The organism is Parabacteroides bouchesdurhonensis, assembly GCF_900186615.1.
In the GTDB taxonomy this organism is placed as follows: Bacteria; Bacteroidota; Bacteroidia; order Bacteroidales; family Tannerellaceae; genus Parabacteroides; species Parabacteroides bouchesdurhonensis.
Genome location: NZ_LT896588.1, coordinates 3,416,682 through 3,439,990 on the forward strand (window position 1 = coordinate 3,416,682; position 23,309 = coordinate 3,439,990).

Annotated in this window: 18 protein-coding genes and 1 pseudogene; 10 read left to right on the plus strand and 9 right to left on the minus strand. The window is 41.5% G+C overall.

Features of this window, described 5'->3' with window-relative positions; genetic code table 11:
• The 4 genes from C1721_RS14765 to C1721_RS14785 form a co-directional block, all read right to left on the minus strand.
• The coding region (locus tag C1721_RS14765; RefSeq protein ID WP_199830414.1) for a FimB/Mfa2 family fimbrial subunit at positions 1 to 537 on the minus strand (537 nt) is incomplete at its 3' end.
• Between the two features lie 2,653 nt (positions 538 to 3,190).
• On the minus strand, positions 3,191 to 3,751 hold the full coding sequence (locus tag C1721_RS14775; RefSeq protein ID WP_102405998.1) for a DUF3575 domain-containing protein: 561 nt from the start codon (positions 3,749 to 3,751) through the stop codon (positions 3,191 to 3,193).
• Between the two features lie 607 nt (positions 3,752 to 4,358).
• Positions 4,359 to 5,117, minus strand: a complete 759-nt coding sequence (locus tag C1721_RS14780; protein ID WP_102408958.1) for a tyrosine-type recombinase/integrase — start codon at positions 5,115 to 5,117, stop codon at positions 4,359 to 4,361.
• Positions 5,083 to 5,295 carry a hypothetical protein gene (locus C1721_RS14785; RefSeq protein ID WP_159063598.1) on the minus strand — a complete coding sequence of 71 codons (213 nt, stop codon included), beginning with the start codon at positions 5,293 to 5,295 and terminating at the stop codon, positions 5,083 to 5,085. Before C1721_RS14785 ends, C1721_RS14780 begins: the two co-directional genes overlap by 35 nt.
• Positions 5,296 to 5,559: 264 nt before the next feature.
• Between C1721_RS14785 and C1721_RS14790 the strand changes: the two genes are divergently transcribed.
• Together C1721_RS14790 and C1721_RS14795 are read left to right on the plus strand one after the other, a co-directional pair.
• Positions 5,560 to 6,735: a M24 family metallopeptidase gene (locus C1721_RS14790; protein WP_102409548.1), complete on the plus strand. Its 1,176-nt coding sequence runs from the start codon at positions 5,560 to 5,562 to the stop codon at positions 6,733 to 6,735.
• A 60-nt stretch (positions 6,736 to 6,795) separates the two neighbouring features.
• Positions 6,796 to 8,496, plus strand: a complete 1,701-nt coding sequence (locus tag C1721_RS14795; protein ID WP_102408960.1) for an alkaline phosphatase — start codon at positions 6,796 to 6,798, stop codon at positions 8,494 to 8,496.
• A 134-nt stretch (positions 8,497 to 8,630) separates the two neighbouring features.
• On the opposite strand, the gene C1721_RS14800 is transcribed toward C1721_RS14795, so the two are convergent.
• Both C1721_RS14800 and C1721_RS14805 read right to left on the minus strand, forming a co-directional pair.
• Positions 8,631 to 8,933 carry a helix-turn-helix transcriptional regulator gene (locus C1721_RS14800; protein ID WP_102408961.1) on the minus strand — a complete coding sequence of 101 codons (303 nt, stop codon included), beginning with the start codon at positions 8,931 to 8,933 and terminating at the stop codon, positions 8,631 to 8,633.
• Positions 8,920 to 9,245 (minus strand): annotated as a pseudogene (locus tag C1721_RS14805) (type II toxin-antitoxin system RelE/ParE family toxin). The gene C1721_RS14800 and the pseudogene C1721_RS14805 overlap by 14 nt, the downstream one beginning before the upstream one ends.
• A 168-nt stretch (positions 9,246 to 9,413) precedes the next feature.
• Here C1721_RS14805 and C1721_RS14810 point away from each other — a divergent pair.
• The 6 genes from C1721_RS14810 (at position 9,414) to C1721_RS14835 (ending at position 14,144) form a co-directional block, all read left to right on the plus strand.
• Positions 9,414 to 10,736, plus strand: coding sequence for an AAA family ATPase (locus tag C1721_RS14810; RefSeq protein WP_102408963.1), 1,323 nt, complete (start codon positions 9,414 to 9,416; stop codon positions 10,734 to 10,736).
• Positions 10,733 to 11,362: an RloB domain-containing protein gene (locus tag C1721_RS14815; RefSeq protein ID WP_102408964.1), complete on the plus strand. Its 630-nt coding sequence runs from the start codon at positions 10,733 to 10,735 to the stop codon at positions 11,360 to 11,362. Before C1721_RS14810 ends, C1721_RS14815 begins: the two co-directional genes overlap by 4 nt.
• Positions 11,363 to 11,436: 74 nt before the next feature.
• On the plus strand, positions 11,437 to 12,357 hold the full coding sequence (gene pyrB / locus C1721_RS14820; RefSeq protein ID WP_102408965.1) for an aspartate carbamoyltransferase: 921 nt from the start codon (positions 11,437 to 11,439) through the stop codon (positions 12,355 to 12,357).
• 6 nt (positions 12,358 to 12,363) lie between these two features.
• Complete coding sequence (gene pyrI, locus C1721_RS14825; RefSeq protein ID WP_102408966.1) at positions 12,364 to 12,828, plus strand: aspartate carbamoyltransferase regulatory subunit; 465 nt, start codon at positions 12,364 to 12,366, stop codon at positions 12,826 to 12,828.
• A gap of 22 nt (positions 12,829 to 12,850) precedes the next feature.
• Positions 12,851 to 13,417, plus strand: a complete 567-nt coding sequence (locus C1721_RS14830) for a flavin reductase family protein (protein WP_102408967.1) — start codon at positions 12,851 to 12,853, stop codon at positions 13,415 to 13,417.
• Between the two features lie 4 nt (positions 13,418 to 13,421).
• Positions 13,422 to 14,144 (plus strand): porin family protein, encoded by a 723-nt coding sequence (locus C1721_RS14835; protein WP_102408968.1) that lies wholly within the window; start codon positions 13,422 to 13,424, stop codon positions 14,142 to 14,144.
• Between the two features lie 3 nt (positions 14,145 to 14,147).
• On the opposite strand, the gene C1721_RS14840 is transcribed toward C1721_RS14835, so the two are convergent.
• The 3 genes from C1721_RS14840 to C1721_RS14850 form a co-directional block, all read right to left on the minus strand.
• Entirely contained in the window at positions 14,148 to 17,030 is a 2,883-nt protein-coding gene (locus C1721_RS14840; protein ID WP_102409550.1) for a PD-(D/E)XK nuclease family protein, read from the minus strand.
• A 395-nt stretch (positions 17,031 to 17,425) separates the two neighbouring features.
• Positions 17,426 to 18,580: a molecular chaperone DnaJ gene (gene dnaJ / locus C1721_RS14845; RefSeq protein WP_102408969.1), complete on the minus strand. Its 1,155-nt coding sequence runs from the start codon at positions 18,578 to 18,580 to the stop codon at positions 17,426 to 17,428.
• A gap of 30 nt (positions 18,581 to 18,610) precedes the next feature.
• A complete protein-coding gene (locus tag C1721_RS14850; protein ID WP_102408970.1) occupies positions 18,611 to 19,195 on the minus strand; it encodes a nucleotide exchange factor GrpE in 585 nt (194 codons plus the stop codon).
• 203 nt (positions 19,196 to 19,398) lie between these two features.
• Between C1721_RS14850 and C1721_RS14855 the strand changes: the two genes are divergently transcribed.
• Together C1721_RS14855 and C1721_RS14860 are read left to right on the plus strand one after the other, a co-directional pair.
• On the plus strand, positions 19,399 to 20,826 hold the full coding sequence (locus C1721_RS14855) for a PDZ domain-containing protein (protein ID WP_102409552.1): 1,428 nt from the start codon (positions 19,399 to 19,401) through the stop codon (positions 20,824 to 20,826).
• Between the two features lie 14 nt (positions 20,827 to 20,840).
• On the plus strand, positions 20,841 to 23,309 hold the full coding sequence (locus C1721_RS14860; RefSeq protein WP_102408971.1) for an endonuclease MutS2: 2,469 nt from the start codon (positions 20,841 to 20,843) through the stop codon (positions 23,307 to 23,309).

Here is a 23,309-nt window from a genome sequence, read left to right on the forward strand (position 1 = left end):
CCCGTAGTACAGCTTCTCACTGGCCGTATGATATGAACCGGACGAACGCGTAGAAGAACCGGAATACAGATTGTTCATATAAAGCTGCATATCCGCCAGTCTGCTTTTCCCGATAACCACTTCCGGATAATGGGCGCTGACGGTATCCAGGTTCGCCCACGACACGATCGTATATTTGCCCGGCTCTACGTTTAACTCCCCATAGACCACACGCTCGCCATTCGTACTGTTTACCTGTACCAGCGTTCCCTCCGAATCATAGATATACTGCCTCATTTCATCCACATATTGCGGCAACACGTTCACCGTGCCGCTGCCCGTATACCAATATTCCAAACGTACATTATACGGACACTCACCCAGTTCCCCGTCAAGCGTACACGAAGCGGTTAAGCCCAGTGCAAACAAAGCCGAAAAGATGGCACGCAGATGACACAGACAGGCACAGATTAACGCAGATAGATTTTCTTTAATAAAGAATCCGCACATATCTGTATTATCTGTGTTATCTGTGTGCCTTAGTTTTAGTGTACTCATAGCTGCACCTCCAATCTTAAAAGGTTCTCACGGGCTTTAGGGGCATCCGATTTCAAGGCCTTGCGGAAGTAATACTCGGCCTCCGCACGGTTGCCTTCGATAAAGCACAATACACCGTAGTTGTTGTATGCACGCGGATCGTCCTTAAAGCGGTCCAGGTATTCGTGGGCTGATTTGGTATCGCCAACCAACAGGACGGCGGCAGCCGCATTCACGTTGGCCGTAATGTCATCCGGATAAAGGTTAGCAGCGATCTCGTAAACCTCCCGGAACTGAACCGTACCCGGGCGGTAGAAATGCGATACGCTCATGATCTCTTCCAAGCTGAGCAACTCAGGATGGGTATAAAGAAGCTGGGAAGCCTCCCGGTCAGTGACGTTCCTCACCTCATAGGCGACCATCAGTTCGATGCGGCGCAGTTTCGGGAAGTAATCCCGCAACAGTTCCTTATAAGGAGCACCGCCGTTTAACTCCATCAGGTAACGTTCCCTACCCTCGAAGATGCCGTAGTTGTCGATGATGAAGTTCACCGATTTCTTATAAGGTAACGAGGACTCGTTTACCAGCTTTCTCAAACCTTCCCAGTCTTCCCCCACCCAAGCAGTGAGCAAGGGGCATTGCTGCAAATCGTAATAGCGGCTGAGATAAGTCTTGAAGCCTTCACTGCGACGTTTAGATAAGGCCTCATTATCATAATAAGCGCCGTCAGGCGAGGAATAACCCGTGATCTGGATATGGCGGAAACGGGCCATATTATCTTTTAGAAGAGGTTGCAAAAGAACGTCCACTTTTGACAGTTCGGCCTTATTGTTCCCAAACGAAGGAACGACTGTGGAGACGCCTTTCGGGTAATCTATATAAGCCGTAGCCGTGGAGGTACGCACCTTGACAGGCTCGTCTTTTGGGACTAAATAATTCACCATATCCGAGAAAGCAGAACTCTCCACCTCGCGGATGACACGCACAGCAGGAACGGTTGCCAAAGCAGGCTGCTGAACACCCGGCTGAGCGCAAGGCGGCGTCAGGTTAATGTCTTTAGTAAGGACATCGTTGGCAAGGAGCAGTTCCGTACAACAATCCTTGCTGACTTGNTGGGCTGATTTGGTATCGCCAACCAACAGGACGGCGGCAGCCGCATTCACGTTGGCCGTAATGTCATCCGGATAAAGGTTAGCAGCGATCTCGTAAACCTCCCGGAACTGAACCGTACCCGGGCGGTAGAAATGCGATACGCTCATGATCTCTTCCAAGCTGAGCAACTCAGGATGGGTATAAAGAAGTTGGGAAGCCTCCCGGTCTGTGACGTTCCTCACCTCGTAGGCGACCATCAGTTCGATACGGCGCAGTTTCGGGAAGTAATCCCGCAACAGTTCCTTATAAGGCGCACCGCCGTCCAACTCCATCAGGTAACGCTCCCTACCCTCGAAGATGCCGTAGTTGTCGATGATGAAGTTCACCGATTTCTTATAAGGTAACGAGGACTCGTTTACCAGCTTTCTCAAACCTTCCCAGTCTTCCCCCACCCAAGCAGTGAGCAAGGGGCATTGCTGCAAATCGTAATAGCGGCTGAGATAAGTCTTGAAGCCTTCACTGCGACGTTTAGATAAGGCCTCATTATCATAATAAGCGCCGTCAGGCGAGGAATAACCCGTGATCTGGATATGGCGGAAACGGGCCATATTATCTTTTAGAAGAGGTTGCAAAAGAACGTCCACTTTTGACAGTTCGGCCTTATTGTTCCCAAACGAAGGAACGACTGTGGAGACGCCTTTCGGGTAATCTATATAAGCCGTAGCCGTGGAGGTACGCACCTTGACAGGCTCGTCTTTTGGGACTAAATAATTCACCATATCCGAGAAAGCAGAACTCTCCACCTCGCGGATGACACGCACAGCAGGAACGGTTGCCAAAGCAGGCTGCTGAACACCCGGCTGAGCGCAAGGCGGCGTCAGGTTAATGTCTTTAGTAAGGACATCGTTGGCAAGGAGCAGTTCCGTACAACAATCCTTGCTGACTTGTTTAAGAATAAGGGAGGCATGCTCCATCCAAGAAGCGTAAGGGATGCTGACGCGGTAACGCAGGTTATAACTGCTGCCCCGTCTGACACCTACCCAAACGTGGTAAGGCTCTATTTTCTTCGGGTCGGGATCGACCGTTTCTTCACGTCTGTCGAAGCGGGCGCGCTGGCTACCCGACAAGACGATCGGAGGCAAAACGATACGCTTGCCTTTATAATGCAATTCAGGGACAAGGCTCAACGACTGCTCAGAAGGGATGCGGATACCGTTAGCCATGATCTTCAAATCGATACGCACACTGTCATCCCTTACCTCCATGTTCTGGGGGATTATACGGATACCTATCTCCGAACCTGAAACCGTCTTCTTTGAATCCGCCCGAACCGACGCGCTGCACAAAAGCAACGCAATAAACAGTATTATTGCACGCAGATAACACAGACGGGCGCAGATCAACACAGATAGATTTTCTTTAAAAAAACATCTGCGTAGACCTGTACGATCCATGTCATCTGTGTGCAATAAGACTATATCCATTCCCATATCTTTATTTTTTCTCTTCTCTCTCTTCTCTTTTCCCCGTTTTTCTCTCTTCTCTCCTACCAACTACCAACTACTAACTACCAACTACTTCTTCAATGAATCAAGTAAATAATCGAAATGCCCAGCTTCGTCGGGCCGTAGTAATGGCGTTTATAGCGGCCTATCAGTTCAGCGCATTCGGAACATACATATTTATTGTATTCCAGGTAGGCGTAACCAACCCCTAACGACAACTCCAACCCCCAACGCCTGCCGAGGGCAAAGTGGTAACCGTATGATACCCCGCCGCCATACAGGTGGCCGCGATAGGTGTATTGATCAAGTTCGGGGATAAAAGGTATCTGACCGATATTGTATTTAGACCAAAGGCCGTGGACGCCGAAGAAGTGACCTTCAAAACTCTTGCAAGGCCAGTAACGGAACTCGGGCTGAACCAAAACATGACGCAGGCTCATACCGTCGGGCAAAAATGTCCACGCGTTATAATTGCCGGAAATATCAAGGGAAGTTTTATGACCCAAAGCGATCTCAACGCCTAGATTCGGCGTCGTAGTGGCCCAATAAGCAAGGTTCGTTTTGGTTGCTATGTGCTGGCCGTATAAATTGCCGGCAGAAAGCAAACAAATAAGCAATTGTAACAATATTCTAACCATTTTATCTTCTTTTTTCTAAAAGAGCTTTATAAACTCTTTTAATGTCCCTTATTTGTGAAATAAGGGACAAAAGACGTAGAATAATGATTTTCAATGCTATACAAAGCCTTACTGACCAAAATAATAAATTTATACGCCGGTTTTATATTTCTTGATAGAGGTTAAATTACAATACTTGGGAGTAAGTTTTTATGCATAGGAAAATGAGGGCGATATTTGGCTAAAATGTCAGCATCCCTTATCTTTTTTTTACGGTTTACCGCTTTTTATAAATGTTTATTTACATATTTAGGGGCGAATTTGGGCACAAAGATGTAAATGGATGTTAAGGGCAAAAAAGGGGCTGTCCAAACTTTGTCTATAATTGAGCTTTGATGAGGCGTTTTTTCAATTTTTGATTAGATTTAGCCTGAACTATTTATAAAAATAAGCCTTTTTAACTTTTATTTGTCAAAAACCTCACATAAATCCTTTCACATTTATTTTTAATATCTACCTTTGCAGGCGTAACCCCATTGACTTTCGGGTTTTGGGGAAATAAAAGGGTGAAATTTCGTGTTGTTCTGACTTTAAAAATAGGGGATGTCCCTTATTTCACAAATAAGCGTCACCGGGAGCGGCGCACTATGTTATCCAAGCTCCGGATTACCTGCATATTTGCTTTATCCAATACCATCTGGTCCAAACTGCTCAGGTAAAAACGCGTTGTCTTCTCCGACGTATGGCCCAGGGATTCACCGATTATACCTAACGGCGTATGCAAACGCTTCGCCTCCATCGCCCACGCATGACGCGCCACGTAAGAAGTAAGCTTCACCGGTAAGTCCAGTCTATTCCCGATACGGCACAAACGGCGGTTATACGTACGGAGGCTGGATTTGTATTCCGTGTACGAAGGATCAGCCTTTTTAAGGATCGGGAAAAGGTAATCGCCAACGCCCTTGCCGGAATACTTATTCAATAACGCGCTCATCCCCTTGGACAGGCGGATACTGATACGGATATTCGTCTTGCGGCGGTAATAAACCAGGAAAACGTCCACCAGGTTCGCCGTGGTAAGGTAAGCCAGGTCTACAAACGGGATACCGCAAGTCATAAAACTAAAGATAAACAGGTCACGCGCAAACGACAGTTCACCTTCGCCATCCAGGTCGCACAACGCAATCTTTTTCAGTGCATCCACATCTATCGTGGCTTTATCCGTACGCTTCGGACTGAAACGGATATGCGAAAAAGGATTGGAATCCTTCGGGGCGAGGCGGTCGCTTACCGCCGAGTTGTACACCGTACGCAGGCAACTAAGGTACGTGCACTGGGAATTGGGGCTGAGATTAGCCAGCCTCATCGAACTCTCGAAGTCGCGCATGAAACGCAACGTTACCTCCTTGAACGGAAGGCTGGAAGAATTTAAAACTCTTCAAACGGTTACGTGTACTACGGTAAATACCCGCCGTACCCGAACGACGGTTCTTTTCCAACATCTTACAACGGGAATCCATATAGGCCAACAAGTCACGGCCCGAATACTGCTTTTCTGTCTTCATACTTTTCTGCTTTTTATTCAACATAAGAGTTATTGAAAAACAAAAGAAGAAAATTATTTGTTCCCTAACACACGAAAACAGAAAAGATCCCGATGATTTGGAAAAGTCATCGGGATCTTTTTACAAAATCATCGGGATGATTTATATATGTCTGTCCATTCATTCGTAAACATATTAATCAATAATTAATCTAAAAAGCAGATGTTTTAGTTACAATAATTAATATCTTTGATGCTCTGATAAAAATAAACGATCCAAAGAATGATGATACCAAAAGAATTGACGAGTGATCTGAAACTAAAATGGACGCGCATACAACAAGCCATGCAGCAGATGGGCGCAGACGGATGTTTACTTTCCATTGATGTAAATCTGTATTATACTACCGGACGTATATATAATGGTTATTTTTACATGCCGGCAGAAGGAGAACCCCGTTTCTTTATAAAACGTCCGAACGGACTATCCGGCAATAATGTAATATATATCCGTAAGCCGGAACAAATGCCGGAACTCTTTGCGGAACACGGCTTGAAAATGCCCGAAAAATTAGTATTGGAGGCAGACGAACTTACTTACAATGATTATATACGCTTGCTAAATATATTCCATCCGAAAGAAACGGCCAACGCAACTGCCATGATGCGTATGCTGAGACGTATTAAAACTCCGTGGGAAATCTCCCAATTCCGTATATCGGCAGAAAAACATGCAGCTACTTACGCTAAGATTCCGGGACTTTTCCGTCGTGGCATGACCGATCTGGAGTTTCAGTTTGAAATAGAAAAAGAAATGCGTAAAAACGGCTCAATCGGTATATTCCGTGCCTTTGGCGCCAACATGGATATTTATATGGGAAGCATCCTGGCGGGAGAGAATGCGGAAGAGCCCTCTCCTTTCGACTTTGCATTAGGCGGGGCAGGCATGGATAATTCCTGTCCGTTGGGAGCAAACGGAACTGTCCTTAAGGAAGGAACGGCCATCATGGTCGATATGGCGGGCAACTACACGCCTTACATGACGGATATGACACGCGTATTCTCCGTTGGCAAACTTCCGGAGGTTGCTTATCGTGCGCACCAGACAGCACTTACCATACAACATGAAATAGAAGGCAAAGCACACCCCGGTACAGCCTGTGCCGACTTATACAACATAGCGGCACAGATAGCTGAAAAGGAAGGATTGTCTTCTTATTTTATGGGAACAAAACAACAAGCTAAGTTTGTAGGGCATGGCATAGGCATCCAGATTAATGAGTTACCGGTACTCACACCCCGTTCCAAAGAAGAACTATTACCCGATATGGTATTTGCCCTGGAACCGAAATTCGTGATTCCGGGTGTTGGAGCGGTAGGCATAGAAAACAGTTTTCTGATTACTGAAACAGGAACTGAAAAACTGACACATTGTAACGAAGAAATAATAGATATTTATTAATCAACCTTCGCAAAGCTCCGGTTGATCACTGAATTTTGCGAAAAACATAAATTTACTGATATGAAAAAGACAATGGCAATTCTGCTTTTGCTGGCGCTAATCATAATGCCCACGAAAGCCGCAGATGTTGAAAACGTAAAGCCGGTTAAGAATGTAATCGTCCTTATCCCGGACGGGACTTCACTCGCAACAGTCTCTATGGCACGCTGGTTGCAATGGTACACAAATCCGGATAAACCGAAATTGAACATCGACCCGTATTTGTGCGGAACAGTACGTACCCACTCGTCCAATGCACCGATCGGCGACTCCGCCCCCACAACATCCTGCTATATGACCGGACAGCCCAGCCGTACAGGTTATGTATCTACCTATCCTGAGAACGACGGCGACAATGACATTTATCCAACCGATCCTTCCCGCGCCTTCCAACCGCTGACAACTGTACTGGAAGCAGCCAAAATACTACAGGGAAAAGCTACAGGTTTGGTATTTACCTGCGAATTTCCTCATGCAACTCCGGCAGACTGCTCCGCACATAGCTACAATCGCGGCAAATATGAATGGATTGCCCCGCAAATGGTACACAATGACCTGAATGTGGTAATAGGAGGCGGTGTTTCCATCCTCGACAAGAATATGGAAGATTATCTGCTTTCCAATGGTTACAGCGTATATAAGAACGACCTGAAAAGTATGCGTGCCGATAACGGTAATAAGATGTGGGCACTGTACGGCGACCGTGAAATGGCTTACGACATCGACCGTAATCCGGAAGAACAACCTTCTTTGGAGGAAATGACGCGGAAGGCTATCAGCAAATTATCAAAAGACCCGAACGGTTTCTTCTTAATGGTAGAAGGAAGCAAGATTGACTGGGCTGCACATGGAAATGATCCGATAGGCATGGCGACGGATATGTTGGCATTTGACCGCGCTTGCGGCGCCGCATTGGAATTTGCCCGTCAGAATGGCGAAACAGCCGTTGTTATCTTACCCGACCACGGAAACAGCGGTATCAGCATCGGCAGAGCAAGCTGTAAAGGATATGATAAACTGACAAAAGACCAGCTGTTCCACCAGTTCTCGCAATATAAACTGACAGCCGAAGGGTTTGCCAAGAAGTTAAACAGCGAACCAAATTCGGAAGTACAGAATATTTTCCGCAAATACGCAGGATTCGAACTGACTCCGGAAGAGTTGAACGCTTTGAACAACAATAAAGATTACAAAAACAGCCCTATTCCTGTAGACCAACGTAAATCCGACGATAATTCGTCTATGTACAGCGGTTCATTAACCGGGTTGATGGCACATCTTCTTACTTCCAGAACGTGCTTTGGTTTTACTACCAGCGGACATACCGGCGAAGAAGTTTTTCTGGCAGCTTATCATCCGCAAGGCACTCTGCCTCTTGGCATGCATACAAACATTGAAATAAATGATTATCTATGCGCGTTATTCGGAATGACTCATAATACGCTGGAGGATTTAACTAACAAAAACTTCGCACCTCATACAGATGTATTTAAAGATTACACATGCCAGATTATTCCGGCAGCAGATGAAAAAGGTTCGCCTACATTGGTTGTAAAGAATAAGAAAGACAAGAAAAAACAACTAACGATCACTCCGTTCTCAAACATTGTAAAAACAGGCAAGAAAGGAGAAAATGAAATCAGACTTAATTCGGTGATAGTTTATGTAGACAAAAATAACACATTCTACCTGCCGTCCGGTTTGACAGACTATCTGAAATAATATTTTAAATACAACAATAGAGAATATCGCAGATTTATTTGTAAACAATCAATATATCTGCGATATTCTCTATTTTAGCCATGAAGTTTGCATTATGTCTCCGGCTTGCCTTCTGGAACCGGGAGATTGCAATATCACATAGCCGGAGTTAATTCAACTGTCAGTCCCAAAGCATTAACAATCCGATAGAATGTAGCTACGCTTGGCACAGTCGTCCCCTTTTCAATACGTGAAATATATGATTTATTTGCACCTATACGTTTTGCCAATTCTTCTTGTGTCAATCTCGCGTTTTTCCGGGCATTAAGAAGTATCTGACTTGTATAAAAAGCATAAGCTTCCTCGTCAAATCTGGCACGTTCAGAAGTTCCGGTCTCTCCATACTGCGCATTAAGAACCGCACTATAATCCCTAATTTTGTGATCATTTATCTGCATAATAAGCCTCCTTTATTTCTAATGCTTTTTCAATCTCACCAGATGGTGTTTTTTGTGTTTTTTTCTGAAAACCATTAAACAACACAACTATCTGACCATCGTCAAAGATAAAAAAGACACGATAAATATTTCCATTATACTCCATACGAAGTTCATATAATCCATCACGTATAAATTTAATGAACTTTACAGGCATCCGGTCTTCCACTTCCAAAAGTGAAATGATATAGTTTAGCTTTAACAATTCTTTTGTAGAAAGTGTTGCTATAAATTTCTCGAAATACCTCCGTATGTTATTATCTTACGTTTCATACAGCAAAGATACTAAAAAGTTACACAATCATGTAACTTTTATTTGATTCTTTATAAGTTTACACTCAAAATTATTTTTTGTATATAAGCCATTATAATTTCACAAAACAAATAAAAACACCGATTTTATAATTATATTTGCCAGATAATTACAAATACGAGGCAAATATGATCGTAAATTTCAGTATTAAGAATTATGGTTCTATAAAAGATACCATATGTTTATCCTTCGAAGCGACCGATTCAAAAGAATTGGAAGAATATTATGTCATACCGGTTGAACTTAGTAATGGAAAATCTTTCAGCTTATTAAAGCTAGGATTGATTTATGGCGCAAACGCTTCGGGAAAGACAACCATATTAAAAGCGCTTAATTTTTTACGTAGAATTATTTTAAAACCTCTGGACAAGAAAGATAGCACATTCAACTTTGAACCATTTCTTTTAGATAATATCAGTTCTACCCAAGAAACATCTTTCACTTTGGAATTTATACAGAATAAAGTAAAATACCTGTATGAGATTCAATTGACGAAGCACGCGATCACCAACGAAAAATTATACATCTATAATCCCAGTAAGTCTTTGGTTTACGAGCGAATTACAAATACAGAAAAACAACTAACCTCTATTTCCTTAGGGAATAAAATATCACTAAAAAAGGAATTCTTAAATTCATTGGAAGCAAATACCTTATGGAATAATACTGTATTAGGAGGTTTCCAAAAAACAAATATAGACTTTAAAGAATTACATGAAGTAACCGTTTGGTTCAAAGATACTTTATTACCAATTGTAACACCAAAAACAAATCTGTTCAGCTATGTATCAAGCCGGATCGAGACAAAGGAAATAAATAAAAATAATGTTATTTCCCTATTAAAAAAAGCAGATTTCAATATTTCGGATATTCTTATAGAAGAGACAACGCGAGAGTTAAATCAGAACGTATTAAAACAACTATGGCTTCTTGTCGAAATGAAAAATAATGAGGAGGATACATTAGATGACATAAAAAAAACAAACCAGATAAAAGAAAAAAGAATACTTCTCCAACATAATATAGGAAACGGCTCATACAGTCTGAAATATGAACAAGAATCAGCAGGAACACAACGGTATTATCAGTTCTGCGGTTTGCTGGATTTGTTGATACGAAAAAATAAAATTTTACCTGTTGATGAAGTAGAATGCTCGCTTCATCCTGATTTATTGAAGTATTTCTTCTTAACATTCTTAACAAACAGTAAACAATCCCAGCTAATATTGACCACTCACTTTCGCGAACTTCTTTTAGAAAAAGATATTCTCCGGAATGATGTGATCTGGTTCACCGAAAGAAAAGAAGACGGTAGCACGGATTTGTATTCACTGGATGATTTCAACACTTCGGTAATCAGAAATACCAGTTCCATATACAATGCCTATAAAATAGGAAAATTGGGGGCAACCCCTAATTTGGGAGATTATTATATTGAACTTGATGAATGATGGGAAGAAATAACAGGCCAAAAAGAGACGGCAAACAGATACATCTGATTGTTGTAGACGGAAAAACAGAAAAGTGGTATCTTGACTTATACAAAGAAAAAAATTCACTTAAAAACTTCAAGGTAGACCCGGATCTATGCAAGAAAAGATCTCTGAAAGAACAATTTCAGACTATAAAGGATAACCTCGACAATTATCTGAGTATTATATGGATTATAGATTTTGATGTCATATTGAAAGAATCCTGCGAAACGCCAAAAGGAGAAAAAACAAAGCTATCAGAATTCAGAGACTATCTGGAACTTTTAAAAAGAAATGAAAACGTGCACATTCTCATTAACGTCCCATGCCTTGAATACTGGTATCTTTTACATATAAAAAACACCAGTAAATATTATTCTTGTTACAATGAATTAGAAAAAGAATTCAAAAATACCGTACTTGACGGTTATGAAAAAACAGAAAAATTCTATAAACAGAAAAACAACGACATTTATTCAAAACTTGAACCTTTTTTGGAAAAAGCAATTATCAATGCCAAACAACTGGGAGATATAAATATTTATGATATGGAAAAAGGAAAAGCGGAGATGTATAAAGTCTTCGATATTTTAAATAAGAAATAAATTAAAGCAGAGGCTATTCAGTCTCTGCTTTTTTTATACATTTGCATACATAAGAGAAGACATACACACAACTTATGAAAAGTAAAAGTTTAGTTTCTATCGACCAATGTTCAAAAGAAGACATTCTTCGTATATTGGATAACGCAAGGAAGTTTGAGGAAAATCCGAACCGGAAACTGCTGGAAGGAAAAGTAGCGGCAACTCTGTTCTTTGAGCCTTCCACACGCACGCGGCTGAGTTTTGAAACGGCAGTGAACCGCTTGGGCGGACGTGTAATCGGTTTTCAGGATGCTTCCACTACCAGCTCTTCCAAAGGCGAAACATTGAAGGATACCATTCTGATGGTAAGCAATTACGTAGACCTCATCATCATGAGACATCACCTGGAAGGCGCCGCCCGCTATGCTTCGGAAGTTACAAACATTCCAATCATTAACGCAGGAGACGGGGCGAACCAGCATCCTTCACAAACCATGCTGGATTTATATTCCATCCGAAAGACGCAGGGAAAACTGGAAAATCTGACCATTACAATGGTGGGCGACCTGAAATACGGACGTACTGTACATTCACTGATTGTCGGCATGTCGCACTTTAATCCCACTTTTCATTTTGTTGCTCCTAAAGAGCTCCAGATGCCGGATGAACAGAAAAACTTCTGTGACAAACATGGCATCAAATACTATGAACATACGGATTTCACGGAAGAGATCATCAACCAGACTGATATTTTGTATATGACGCGTGTACAACGGGAACGCTTCACCGACCTGGAAGAATACGAGCGTGTAAAGAATGTGTATATCCTGCGCGACGATATGCTGAAAGGAAGCCGTGAGAACCTTCGCGTACTTCATCCTCTGCCTCGTGTAAACGAGATTGCTTATGATGTAGACGACAATCCGAAGGCATACTATATACAGCAGGCACGTAACGGGTTATTTGCTCGTCAAGCCATTATTTGTGAGGTTTTAGGAATTAATATTGAAGATTAAATTATTATGTCAGCAGAAAAGAAAAGAGAATTGCAAGTTGCCGCGCTTGAAAACGGAACTGCTATCGACCATATTCCTCCCAGCCAACTTTTTAAAGTAGCGTCTCTTTTAGGACTGGAAAAGATGAATAACACAATCACTATCGGAAATAATTTCCACAGTAACAAAATGGGATGCAAAGGCGTTATTAAGATTTCCGACAAGTTTTTTGAAGAAGACGAGATCAACCGCATCGCATTAATTGCTCCTAACGTTATTCTGAACATTATCCGCGATTATGAGGTTGTAGAAAAAAAGGCCGTTACCTTGCCTGATGAATTGGTAGGGTTGGTAAAATGTAATAATCCGAAATGTATCACTAATAACGAACCGATGCTCTCACGCTTTGACGTTATAAACAAGGAGAGAGGAACTATCAAATGCCGTTATTGTGAACGTAAGATTAACAAAGAAGACATTATTATCAAATAAGCAGACGGCGAATTGAATTAATATGAAATATGACTGGAAACCGGGAACGATGATTTATCCGTTGCCAGCCGTAATGGTGAGCTGCGGAAATAATCCTTCCGAATATACTATTATAACAGTTGCGTGGGTTGGTACAATCTGTACGAACCCTCCGATGTGTTATATTTCCGTACGCCCGGAAAGGCATTCATATCCGATCCTCAAAAAAAACATGGAATTTGTCATTAATCTGACAACACGCGATCTGGCTTACGCGACAGATTGGTGCGGTGTAAATTCCGGTAAAGACCACCAAAAATTTGAGGAAATGAAACTCACTCCCGGAAAGGCTTCCGTTGTAAATGCCCCGACCATTGAAGAAGCTCCGCTTTGTATTGAATGCCGGGTAAAAGAAGTGGTGGCTCTGGGCAGCCATGACATGTTCATCGCGGATGTTGTAAATGTACAAGCCGATGACAAATTCCTGGACCGGGAAACAGGAGCTTTCGATATGCAGAAAGCGGATCTGATAGCTTATTCACATGGTAAATATTATAGTTTAGGTGATTTCATAGGCAAATTCGGATGGTCGGTACAAAAGAAAAAATAAGTCTATGAAAAAATATTGCCTTATATTCGTTTTGCTTCTGACGTGTATTGCCGGCAAAGCCGACAATCTTCTTCATCTGAAAGATAAAGCCTTCAACTATGGTGCGAAAGTAGGATTCAATGCGACATTTCCTATCATTAACTCTCTTTCATTCAATGGCGTTGAAGCGACAGATATACGATTACAATATAAGGTAGGTTATTTAGCGGCTATTTTCTGCAGGGTTAATATGGACCGTTTTTTTATTCAGCCCAGTTTTTCATGGCATCGGTCGGAAGGAGAAATCCATTTTAATATTCCGGAAGAAAATATAACAACCGGCATTCCGAACATAGAAGTAATAGAGCCGATATATAATCTGAATATTAAAACAAATTCGCTGGAACTTCCTATCATGGTTGGATACAGCCTGGTAAAAGAAGGCCCATACGGATTAAGCCTGATGGTGGGGCCAAAATTAAAATATAATTATAATGTTTCTTACACGTCCAATCTTGCGGATACTCCTCACGAATATATAAGTGACAGCACTCCGTTCGGCATTAATATTGCAGCCGGTTTAGGGGTAAGTATCGGCCGGTTATTTTTTGACTTCGTATATGAATTCGGACTAAACGAAGTAGAGGCGGATTTCAAAGATAAAAAGGAATCTACACCCGCAAACAATAATCTGCGGATAGACAAGCGCACTAATGTAATGAGTTTCTCCCTCGGTTTTCTCTTCTAATCACTATTTTCCACAAATACCTTTAAACGGGCAATAAGAACAGGCCTTGCCGGTTGGCGTCTGGATAAAAGGTACACCGGGATCAAAGATTTCGCTCAAACAAGCTTTCAAACCATTCTCAAAATCGTCTATATAACCGGCAAAATCATCTACCGGACGCTTTTCACGTTCCGGACGATAATATACGGAAGAATCAAACAATGTTGCGAAAAGCGTGCGCATATAATAGATACCCGGCTTTATTATCATTCCCCTTCTATCCTTTGCATTATTGTACATCCACGCATACATAAAAACCTGCATAATAGCCTTAGGCCGTTCTTTTTCTTCTTTATTGAAAAGACTTTCCATACTGCTGAAAACAGATAAGCCCGACCCTGTTTTATAGTCAATAATACGCGCCGTATCCCCTATCTGGTCTATGCGGTCGATAAAACCTTTGAGACGGACTTCTTTTTGAGAGCCGGGAAGAGCCAGCAAACACTCCATTCTTTTCTCCGACTCCACATAATAAAACGGGGTCAACTTACTATCGTTTTCCAGAATCTTCAATACATATTTGCGAATCATCTCTCCTATCAGAAAATTCTGTCCGTTTAACGGACGAATTACGTCTGTTTTGAAAAATTCTTTTGCGAAAGCGCGGACAATGGCATCCGTCAACAAAGGAGTATCTTTCCGGATAAGCTTTAAAAGATCCGCCGTCACCATTTTTCCGCACAAAGGCTTATACAAATCTTCCATCACCTTATGCAAAATAGTGCCGAACATGCTGCTTTCTATCGTTTCGCTCACTTCTTCCTCTTCCTTTACGCCTTCAACAACAGAGAAATAGAATTTAAGCGGACAATCCAGATAAGTATTGATAGCACTGGCAGAAATAGCCATCTCTCCGTTACGGCAAAAATTATCCAGACGTTTCATTACAGCCTCACTCTTTTTCACTTCCAAAGGAGGCGTTTTTGAAGAAGACACATTATAAACAACCAGCTTCCGCTTCATCGGCACTTCATAATGATAACGCAGCTGATGCACAAAGCGGCTTACTTCACCGGTTTGTAACCCATTGTTCCTCGTATCATACAATAGGCTTACATGATCGGCGCGATAGATAAGGCGATAGAAATGATAAGCCCAAACACTGTCCTGATGTTCGTAAGTAGGCAAACCGAATCCGCGTCTCAGATTATACGGGATAAATGAATTAGCAGCTTTCCGAAGCGGGAAAATACCTTCATTCATGGAAAGGATTATCAAACGGTCGAAATCGAGCGCACGCGTTTCCAATACACCCATAACCTGCAAACCGGAAAGAGGTTCTCCCTGGAAAGGAATCGTTATTGTATCCGTAATACGCTTCAACAAGCGAAAATAGGTATCAATCTTCATTTCCACACCGGCCTCCAGCATAATGTCTTTCAAACGGTTTACTGTTGTAAAATAATGGAAAATGAACTCTTGTTCAATATCTGTGGAACGTTGGCATTTGTCTTCATTTTCTTCCTCTTCCGCCCAGCCTGTTACTTTGTTAAGTTCCTGAAGTAACCGGATTAAATAATTGGAAAAACCGGAAACGTCCGTTACCGGAGTAAATAAAATATTCAGCAACGGGGTTTTACCCAATTCTTCATGGTTGATATATATTTTGTTATTTTCAGCCATGTCTTTAACCAAAGAGGCTATTATAGCGGGGTCTGTAGCTGAGATATACCGGTGGTTCAATATAGGAAACACGTCTCTGAAATAGAATGCCGGTTGCCGGTCTACATAACGAACATTTTTCTGTAAAGCAAGAACATATTCCATAAGTGAAGCAATCGGTGTGCCGGCCAACGGATACCCCATTGTGACATTAATACGGCGTATTTGTTCCGGTATCGCATTAAGAACCGGAACCAGCAAATTCTCGTCCGGCAAAATAATAGCGGTCCGCAACGCTTCCTCCGAGTTCATTTCTTTTTGATCGCAAAGTTCTTCCAGCAAAGAATAAACCTGTTTAGCCTGCCCTATTCCAGACGGAATACCAATAACCTCTATTTCGGCCGTTTTTTCTTCATCGCGACTCTCTAAATTCAATTGAGACGGGAAATTTCTTAAATTCCGTTCTACAAAATAAGAGGCTTTATTATTGGTATCTCTCACCTTATCGGAAGCATAATCCCAATAAAAATCGGCAATACCCAATTTCTGCAATTGAGACAAGAAACGTTCCTCCGAGGTAGATAAAGCATTCAATCCGACAAAAACGACTTTATCATAAGGCAAATCATAACTTTGCCCCTTTTCCAACCCTTCTACAACTTCGCGGAATATCATGCCCTCATATCCTCTCCCTTCGACCGCCAATGCTTCCCTCAACTCTGCATACAAAGCATACAGGATTTGCCACACAGCTAAAAAGCTCTGTTGGTTCGGAGCATCATTCTTAGGATAAAAAGAAGACCAGAATGTGCGGATAACGGCTATTTGATCTTCCGTTAAGAAGCTGAAATCACTCTCTATTTCTTTCAGGTCTGTTACATTGGTAAAAAGCATGCGGGCATTGACCATATATTTATCTACATCGTCAAAATCATTCAAAAGCATCTCGCCCCAATACAGAAATTCATCAAAAGTTTCCGTTGAACCGCTTTGGCGGATATAAATATCATACAAAACAAACAACATGCTGATATGGTCGGCTGTTTGTTTTCCGCTCAACTGAATAAATAAATCGTTAATGGTGAGAATTGTAGGAGAGAATAATGGCTTTTCCGCCACTTCCGAAAGATATTTCTGAAAAAAAAGTCCAGCACGACGGTTGGGAAATATAAATGCAAGCCTACTCACGTCCGCGCCATATTTTTTATAGAAAAGTCCGGCTATCTGATATAAGAATGGTTTCATACTTTCTACAGGTTCAAAAATGATTCCTTCCGAATGAAAATAAAATTTCTCCCGGAAGAAACCGGAATTTCTTCCGAAAGGGATATTTTTATCGGTTATACAAACGTACGTAAATATTTCCGATTTTAAGAGGGGGTATATAAAAAAGAAAAGGCCATCCATCCCGGACGACCAATCTCATTGTTAACCTTAAATCTAATACCATGAAAAACACAATGCAAATATACACGTTTTATGTTATGCAGCATACTATTTTATTTGGAAATTTCACCATTTTAACCTGATTTAACTATTTCATGTTATAAAACATACTTATTCGAGCATAATAAAAAAAGCAGCTAACAGAATTATTTCCTGAAAGCTGCTTTTAAACTCCTTATACGGGGTTTTATTCATTAATCAAATAAATTTCTGAACCGGCTGAATATTTTTTCCTTCATCGATTTATTCGGCTGAAAGTTCGGTGAGTTTTCCAATCCGTTTAACATCTCTTTCTCCGAAGAAGAAAGTGTTTCCGGAATATATACACTTACATTAACCAATAAATCTCCGGTGCCATAGCTATTAACGGAAGGAAGTCCTTTATTACGCAAACGGAGTACTTTTCCGGGTTGCGTACCAGGTTCTATCTTTACTTTCGCTTTACCGTCTATTGTAGGCACTTCCACCGTTCCGCCTAAGGCAGCTTGCGGAACGCTCAATAACAAATTATACAATAAATCATTTTCGTCGCGAATAAGTTCAGGATGCGGCTCTTCTTCAACAAGGATAAGCAAATCACCGTTAATTCCTCCATGACGGGCAGCATTTCCTTTTCCACTCATTGAAAGCTGCATACCTTCTGCCACACCTGCCGGAATATTGATTGTGATAACCTCTTCATCCCTCATAACGCCTTCACCACTACAAACAGGACATTTTTTAGTAATCACTTTGCCTTCGCCACCACAAGTAGGGCATGTAGTCTGTGTTTGCATCTGTCCCAGAATAGTATTGGCAATACGCGTTACAACACCGCTTCCTTTACAGGTTGTACAAGTAGTCATGCCATTATCACCGTCGGCACCGCTACCATGGCATTTACTACACGGAACATATTTTTTTACTTTTATCTTCTTCTCCACTCCAGTGGCAATTTCCTTCAAATTAAGCTTCACCTTAACGCGTAAATCCGAACCCCTGTTTACCCGATGTCCACGTGATCCGCCGCCAAAACCACTAAAGCCTCCAAAACCGCCAAAATGTCCACCAAAGATGTCACCAAACTGGGAGAAAATATCTTCCATCGACATACCGCCGCCAAAGCCGCCTCCTTGTGAAGCACCGCCAACACCGGCATGGCCGAACTGATCATATCGTTGACGTTTTTGCGGATCGCTCAACACATCGTATGCTTCCGCAGCCTCCTTGAACTGTTCTTCCGCATTTTTATCTCCCGGATTTTTGTCCGGATGGAATTGAATCGCTTTTTTACGATATGCTTTCTTTATCTCGTCAGTCGAGGCATTTTTGTCAACACCAAGTACTTCATAATAATCTCTTTTAGCCATCTTTGTATTTGTTATTTGCTCCTTTTATGCTTATTCACCTACTACTACTTTAGCGTGACGGATTACTTTATCATTCAAAGTATATCCGGTCTGTACACAATCCAATACTTTGCCTTTCATTTCCGGCTCTGGAGCAGGAATAGTAGCAATGGCTTCAAACATTTCCGTATCAAAAGGTTTTCCTACGGCCTCGATAGCTTTCACTCCTTGTTGAGACAAATAAGACATAAATTTATTATAGATAAGCTCTACCCCTTCTATAATCGCTTTTACATCATCCGAAGCCTGAATATTTTGTAAAGCACGTTCAAAATCATCAATAACAGGAAGCAATTCAACCAAAGCCTTTTCTCCTCCGTTTTTAATAAGTTCCGATTTCTCACGCAAAGTACGTTTGCGATAGTTATCAAACTCAGCCATCAAGCGTAAATGAGAGTCATTTAGCTCATTATATTTCTTTTTTAATGTCTCCAATTCATCCGACACATTGTCAGAAGCGTCAGTTTCTTCTGCCGCATTTGTCTGTTCTTCCTGCAAATTTGTCGCGTCTTCATTTCTTTGCTGTTCATCATTCAAAGAAGTCTCTTTCTTTTTGTTAGGATTCATTTTGCTCATAATTTATTTTGTTTTTTTATTACTATCTAGTAATTAGCAACATACAGTACCACAAACCTACTTAATCAAAGCACGTCCATGGACTATTTATTGTTGACATTCATAAGAAAGCCATCAAATATATTGCCAACTGTTCTATGTAACAAAAATATCTTTACCTTTGCATATACATTACTCAAAAAAATATGATAATTTCTGATAATATGAAGAAAGCGATTCTATCTGTAATATTGTTATTTGCTTTTCTTACAGGTTTTGCACAAAGCCGGAACGGAATAGTTTGCCGATTAGGTTTCACATATGAGATTAGTTTAAGCAATAACTGGGGAAAAGGGAAACCGGTTATTAAAAATGTCCAGCCTTATACTCCTGCCGAACAAGCCGGTATCAAACGAAGTGATATTATAGAAGCTATCGACGGTGTATCCGTAAACAATATCTCTCCTGAAGAAATAGACCAGATGCTTAATCCGGCAGGAAAAAATGATGTAATGCTGACAATCAGAAATCTCTCTACCACTCCGACCAAGCAAGTTATTGTAAAGAAAGAGTGCAAGAAAAGTAATGCCATTACAGAAGACCAGTTGGCATCCGCTTTCGCGATGTATAGCATGGAAACAACAAATGACCAGGAATTCACCTGTCCTTTCAAAACAATAGTGACATCCGATTCAGTCAATCTCGCAGGATTTAAAACATTCGCCTTTGCCGCTATTGACGAGAACAACAGAAAGATAGAAACAGCTATCAACGAATGTATTGAAAATGAACTGACTAAAAAAGGACTGAGTGTTGACATTGAACGTCCGGATATGTTGGTACAAACATTTTATTTCTTCGACAAGAATCCTAATTATATGGGGACAAACAAGGTTCAGGTAAAGAAAGAGCCTACTTTCCGATATAATTTCAGCCATAACAAGATGGAACAATTTCCGTTCTTAAATAACGCAGCCTCAGAAGCGGACGCAGAATATTTACTGCAATTCGGATTCCGTTTGATAGATCAGCGTGATATTCCGGGCCGGGTTCTTTGGGAATGCGAAGCTAACGAACTGATGGAAGATTCTTACCGGTTAGACACCTATGCACGTGTTCATGTACCTTTAATGTGTATGCAATATCCTTACGTAAAATACAGTCGTAATGTAAAATTCCTTGTTAGCAAGAAATCATACAATTACACGGGAATCAGTTATAATATAGACCAATTGGAATTAGTAAGTGATGTAGACCGTAACTCTCCGGCCTATGCCGCCGGTATCCGTCCGAAAGATATAATTGAAAAAATAGGCCGCCATAAAATGAATCATTCCGCAGAAGAATTCTCATCGGCTTATAAGCAATTTATTACCAAAACGATGCCCTACCGTGATCCAAAAACACAGTTTACGGATGCAAACGGATTTAAACGTTGTATGTTTTGGGATACTTTTAAATATCCGCAAGTAGCTGATGCCATTCAAAAGAGCGATTATCTGGGGGCATTCTCTTATCTTTACTACTTCACGCCTTATATTAATCCGTCAGGAAATAATACCTGTACGTTTAATATAAAACGTGGTAAAACCAAATTGGAAGTAATTATCCGTCCTACCATTCGGACAGAATCGACGGTAGAGATTAAATAAACGAATTCAAACACGTGATATATCCACATAACTTTGAACAAAAGACAGAATTTAGTAAAGTCCGACAATTAATTACAGATAAATGTTTAAGCCCGCTCGGAGAAGAACGGGTTGCCGGAATGGAGTTCTCGGCAGACTTTACCACCATTTCCGAACGCTTGGAACAAACAGAAGAATTTCTTCGAATCATACAGGGAGAAGATGAATTTCCCGCTAATTATTTTTTCGATGTACGCTATTCATTAAAACGAATACGTCCGGAAGGGACTTGGCTCGACGAAAGGGAACTGTTTGACCTGAAATGCTCATTACAAACGATTAATGACATTATTCGTTTTTTCCGTCCCGCAGAAGATGAGGAAATAAAATATCCGGCATTAACAGCATTAGCCGGCAATACCCTTGTATTTCCCCAATTAGTAGGAAAGATTGATACAATACTGGATAAATTTGGGAAAGTAAAAGATAACGCCTCATCCTCCCTTGCGCAAATCCGCAAGGAAATGACAATAACCATGAGTGGCATTTCAAGGAGTTTGCAATCCATTCTACGTGCCGCACAATCGGATGGCGTTGTAGATAAAGATGTAACTCCAACTATGCGTGACGGACGCTTGATGATTCCTGTTGTACCGGCTTTCAAACGAAAGATCAAAGGAATCGTACACGACGAATCGGCCAGTGGCAAGACCGTCTTTATTGAGCCGGAAATAGTTGTAGAAGCAAATAATCGCGTGCGGGAGTTAGAAGGTGAAGAAAAACGGGAGATTATTCGGATTCTAACCGAGTTTACAAATACGGTACGCCCGATGGTGCCGGATATATTGCAGTCTTATGAATTTCTGGCAGAAATAGATTTTATCCGTGCCAAGGCACTTTTTGCCCAACAGATAAAAGGGATCAAACCTGTTCTTGAAGATAAACAACAAATAGATTGGGCGCATGCCATGCATCCCCTCCTCTATTTATCCCTTCAAAAACAAGGAAAACAAATTGTTCCGCTGGATATCTATCTGGATGAAGATAAACGTATATTGATTATATCAGGGCCGAATGCAGGAGGAAAGTCCGTTTGTTTAAAAACAGCCGGATTATTACAATACATGTTACAGTGCGGACTGTTAATTCCATTGCACGAAAGTTCGCGCACAGGTGTTTTTGCCAATATCTTTATTGACATAGGCGATGAGCAAAGCATTGAAAATGATTTGAGTACATACAGTTCACACCTTACTAACATGAAGTTCTTCGTGAGGAACTGTAACGACAAGACGATCCTATTGATAGATGAATTCGGCAGCGGAACAGAACCTCAGATTGGCGGAGCTATCGCAGAAGCCCTGTTGGATCGTTTCAACCGGAATCATAGTTTCGGTGTGATTACAACACATTACCAGAATCTGAAACATTTTGCCGAAGATACGGAAGGCATTATAAACGGGGCTATGTTGTACGACCGCCATTTAATGCAGCCGTTATTCAAGCTTTCTATCGGCAATCCGGGAAGTTCGTTCGCCATTGAAATAGCGAGAAAAATAGGTTTGCCCGAAGATGTTATTGCCGATGCCTCAGCCAAAGTAGGTAGTGATTACATCGACATGGATAAATATTTGCAAGACATTGTGCGTGATAAACGCTACTGGGAAAGCAAACGCCAAAACATCCGCCAACGCGAAAAGAAGCTGGAAGAAATCACAGCCCGCTATGAACAAGACTTGGAAACGGTGAATAAGCAGCGTAAAGAAATCATGCGCGAAGCAAAAGCCGAAGCCCAACGTATCCTTTCCGAAGCAAATGCAAAAATAGAAAATACAATCCGGGAAATAAAGGAAGCCCAGGCAGAAAAGGAACAGACAAAACTGGCGCGTAAAGCATTGGATGAATTTAAAGCGTCGGTACAGTCTACAGGAGAAGAAGATGACAAGATCGCCCGTAAAATGGCGAAGCTGAAAGAGCGTAACGAACGTAAAAAGCAAAAACAGAAAACACCTGTTCAACCAGTCTTCAACAAAGACGTAATAGAAGTGGGAGATAATGTCCGCTTGAAAGGGCAAGTCTCGGCCGGAACAGTCATGGAATTACAGGGTAAACAGGCGGTTGTTGCTTTCGGAATGATTAAAAGTACGGTTAAACTGGAACAATTGGAAAAGGTCAGCAAAGGACAAATAAAACGTGAAGTCCAGAAAAGTACTTTTATCAGTAGCCAGACCACTGACGAAATGCATGAAAAGAAATTGAACTTCAAGCAAGAGATAGATGTTCGAGGTATGAGGGGTGACGAAGCATTACAAGCTGTAACCTATTTCATAGATGATGCCATTCTGGTCGGAGTGGCCCGCGTACGTATCCTGCACGGTACGGGTACGGGTATTTTACGGCAATTGATACGTGATTACTTGCATTCTGTTCCGGGAGTACGCCATTTCCAGGATGAACACGTACAGTTTGGCGGTGCAGGCATCACCGTGGTAGAACTTGAATAA

Bases quoted from the DNA above. Each gene is read 5' to 3' on its own strand.
- C1721_RS14785 (WP_159063598.1), bottom strand. From the start codon at position 5,295: ATGAAGACAGAAAAGCAGTATTCGGGCCGTGACTTGTTGGCCTATATG.
- C1721_RS14800 (WP_102408961.1), bottom strand. From the start codon at position 8,933: ATGCAGATAAATGATCACAAAATTAGGGATTATAGTGCGGTTCTTAAT.
- C1721_RS14855 (WP_102409552.1), top strand. From the start codon at position 19,399: ATGAAGAAAGCGATTCTATCTGTAATATTGTTATTTGCTTTTCTTACA.
- C1721_RS14795 (WP_102408960.1), top strand. From the start codon at position 6,796: ATGAAAAAGACAATGGCAATTCTGCTTTTGCTGGCGCTAATCATAATG.
- C1721_RS14840 (WP_102409550.1), bottom strand. From the start codon at position 17,030: ATGAAACCATTCTTATATCAGATAGCCGGACTTTTCTATAAAAAATAT.
- C1721_RS14830 (WP_102408967.1), top strand. From the start codon at position 12,851: ATGAAATATGACTGGAAACCGGGAACGATGATTTATCCGTTGCCAGCC.
- C1721_RS14835 (WP_102408968.1), top strand. From the start codon at position 13,422: ATGAAAAAATATTGCCTTATATTCGTTTTGCTTCTGACGTGTATTGCC.
- C1721_RS14775 (WP_102405998.1), bottom strand. From the start codon at position 3,751: ATGGTTAGAATATTGTTACAATTGCTTATTTGTTTGCTTTCTGCCGGC.
- pyrI (WP_102408966.1), top strand. From the start codon at position 12,364: ATGTCAGCAGAAAAGAAAAGAGAATTGCAAGTTGCCGCGCTTGAAAAC.
- C1721_RS14850 (WP_102408970.1), bottom strand. From the start codon at position 19,195: ATGAGCAAAATGAATCCTAACAAAAAGAAAGAGACTTCTTTGAATGAT.
- C1721_RS14815 (WP_102408964.1), top strand. From the start codon at position 10,733: ATGATGGGAAGAAATAACAGGCCAAAAAGAGACGGCAAACAGATACAT.
- C1721_RS14790 (WP_102409548.1), top strand. From the start codon at position 5,560: ATGATACCAAAAGAATTGACGAGTGATCTGAAACTAAAATGGACGCGC.
- C1721_RS14780 (WP_102408958.1), bottom strand. From the start codon at position 5,117: ATGCGCGACTTCGAGAGTTCGATGAGGCTGGCTAATCTCAGCCCCAAT.
- dnaJ (WP_102408969.1), bottom strand. From the start codon at position 18,580: ATGGCTAAAAGAGATTATTATGAAGTACTTGGTGTTGACAAAAATGCC.
- C1721_RS14810 (WP_102408963.1), top strand. From the start codon at position 9,414: ATGATCGTAAATTTCAGTATTAAGAATTATGGTTCTATAAAAGATACC.
- pyrB (WP_102408965.1), top strand. From the start codon at position 11,437: ATGAAAAGTAAAAGTTTAGTTTCTATCGACCAATGTTCAAAAGAAGAC.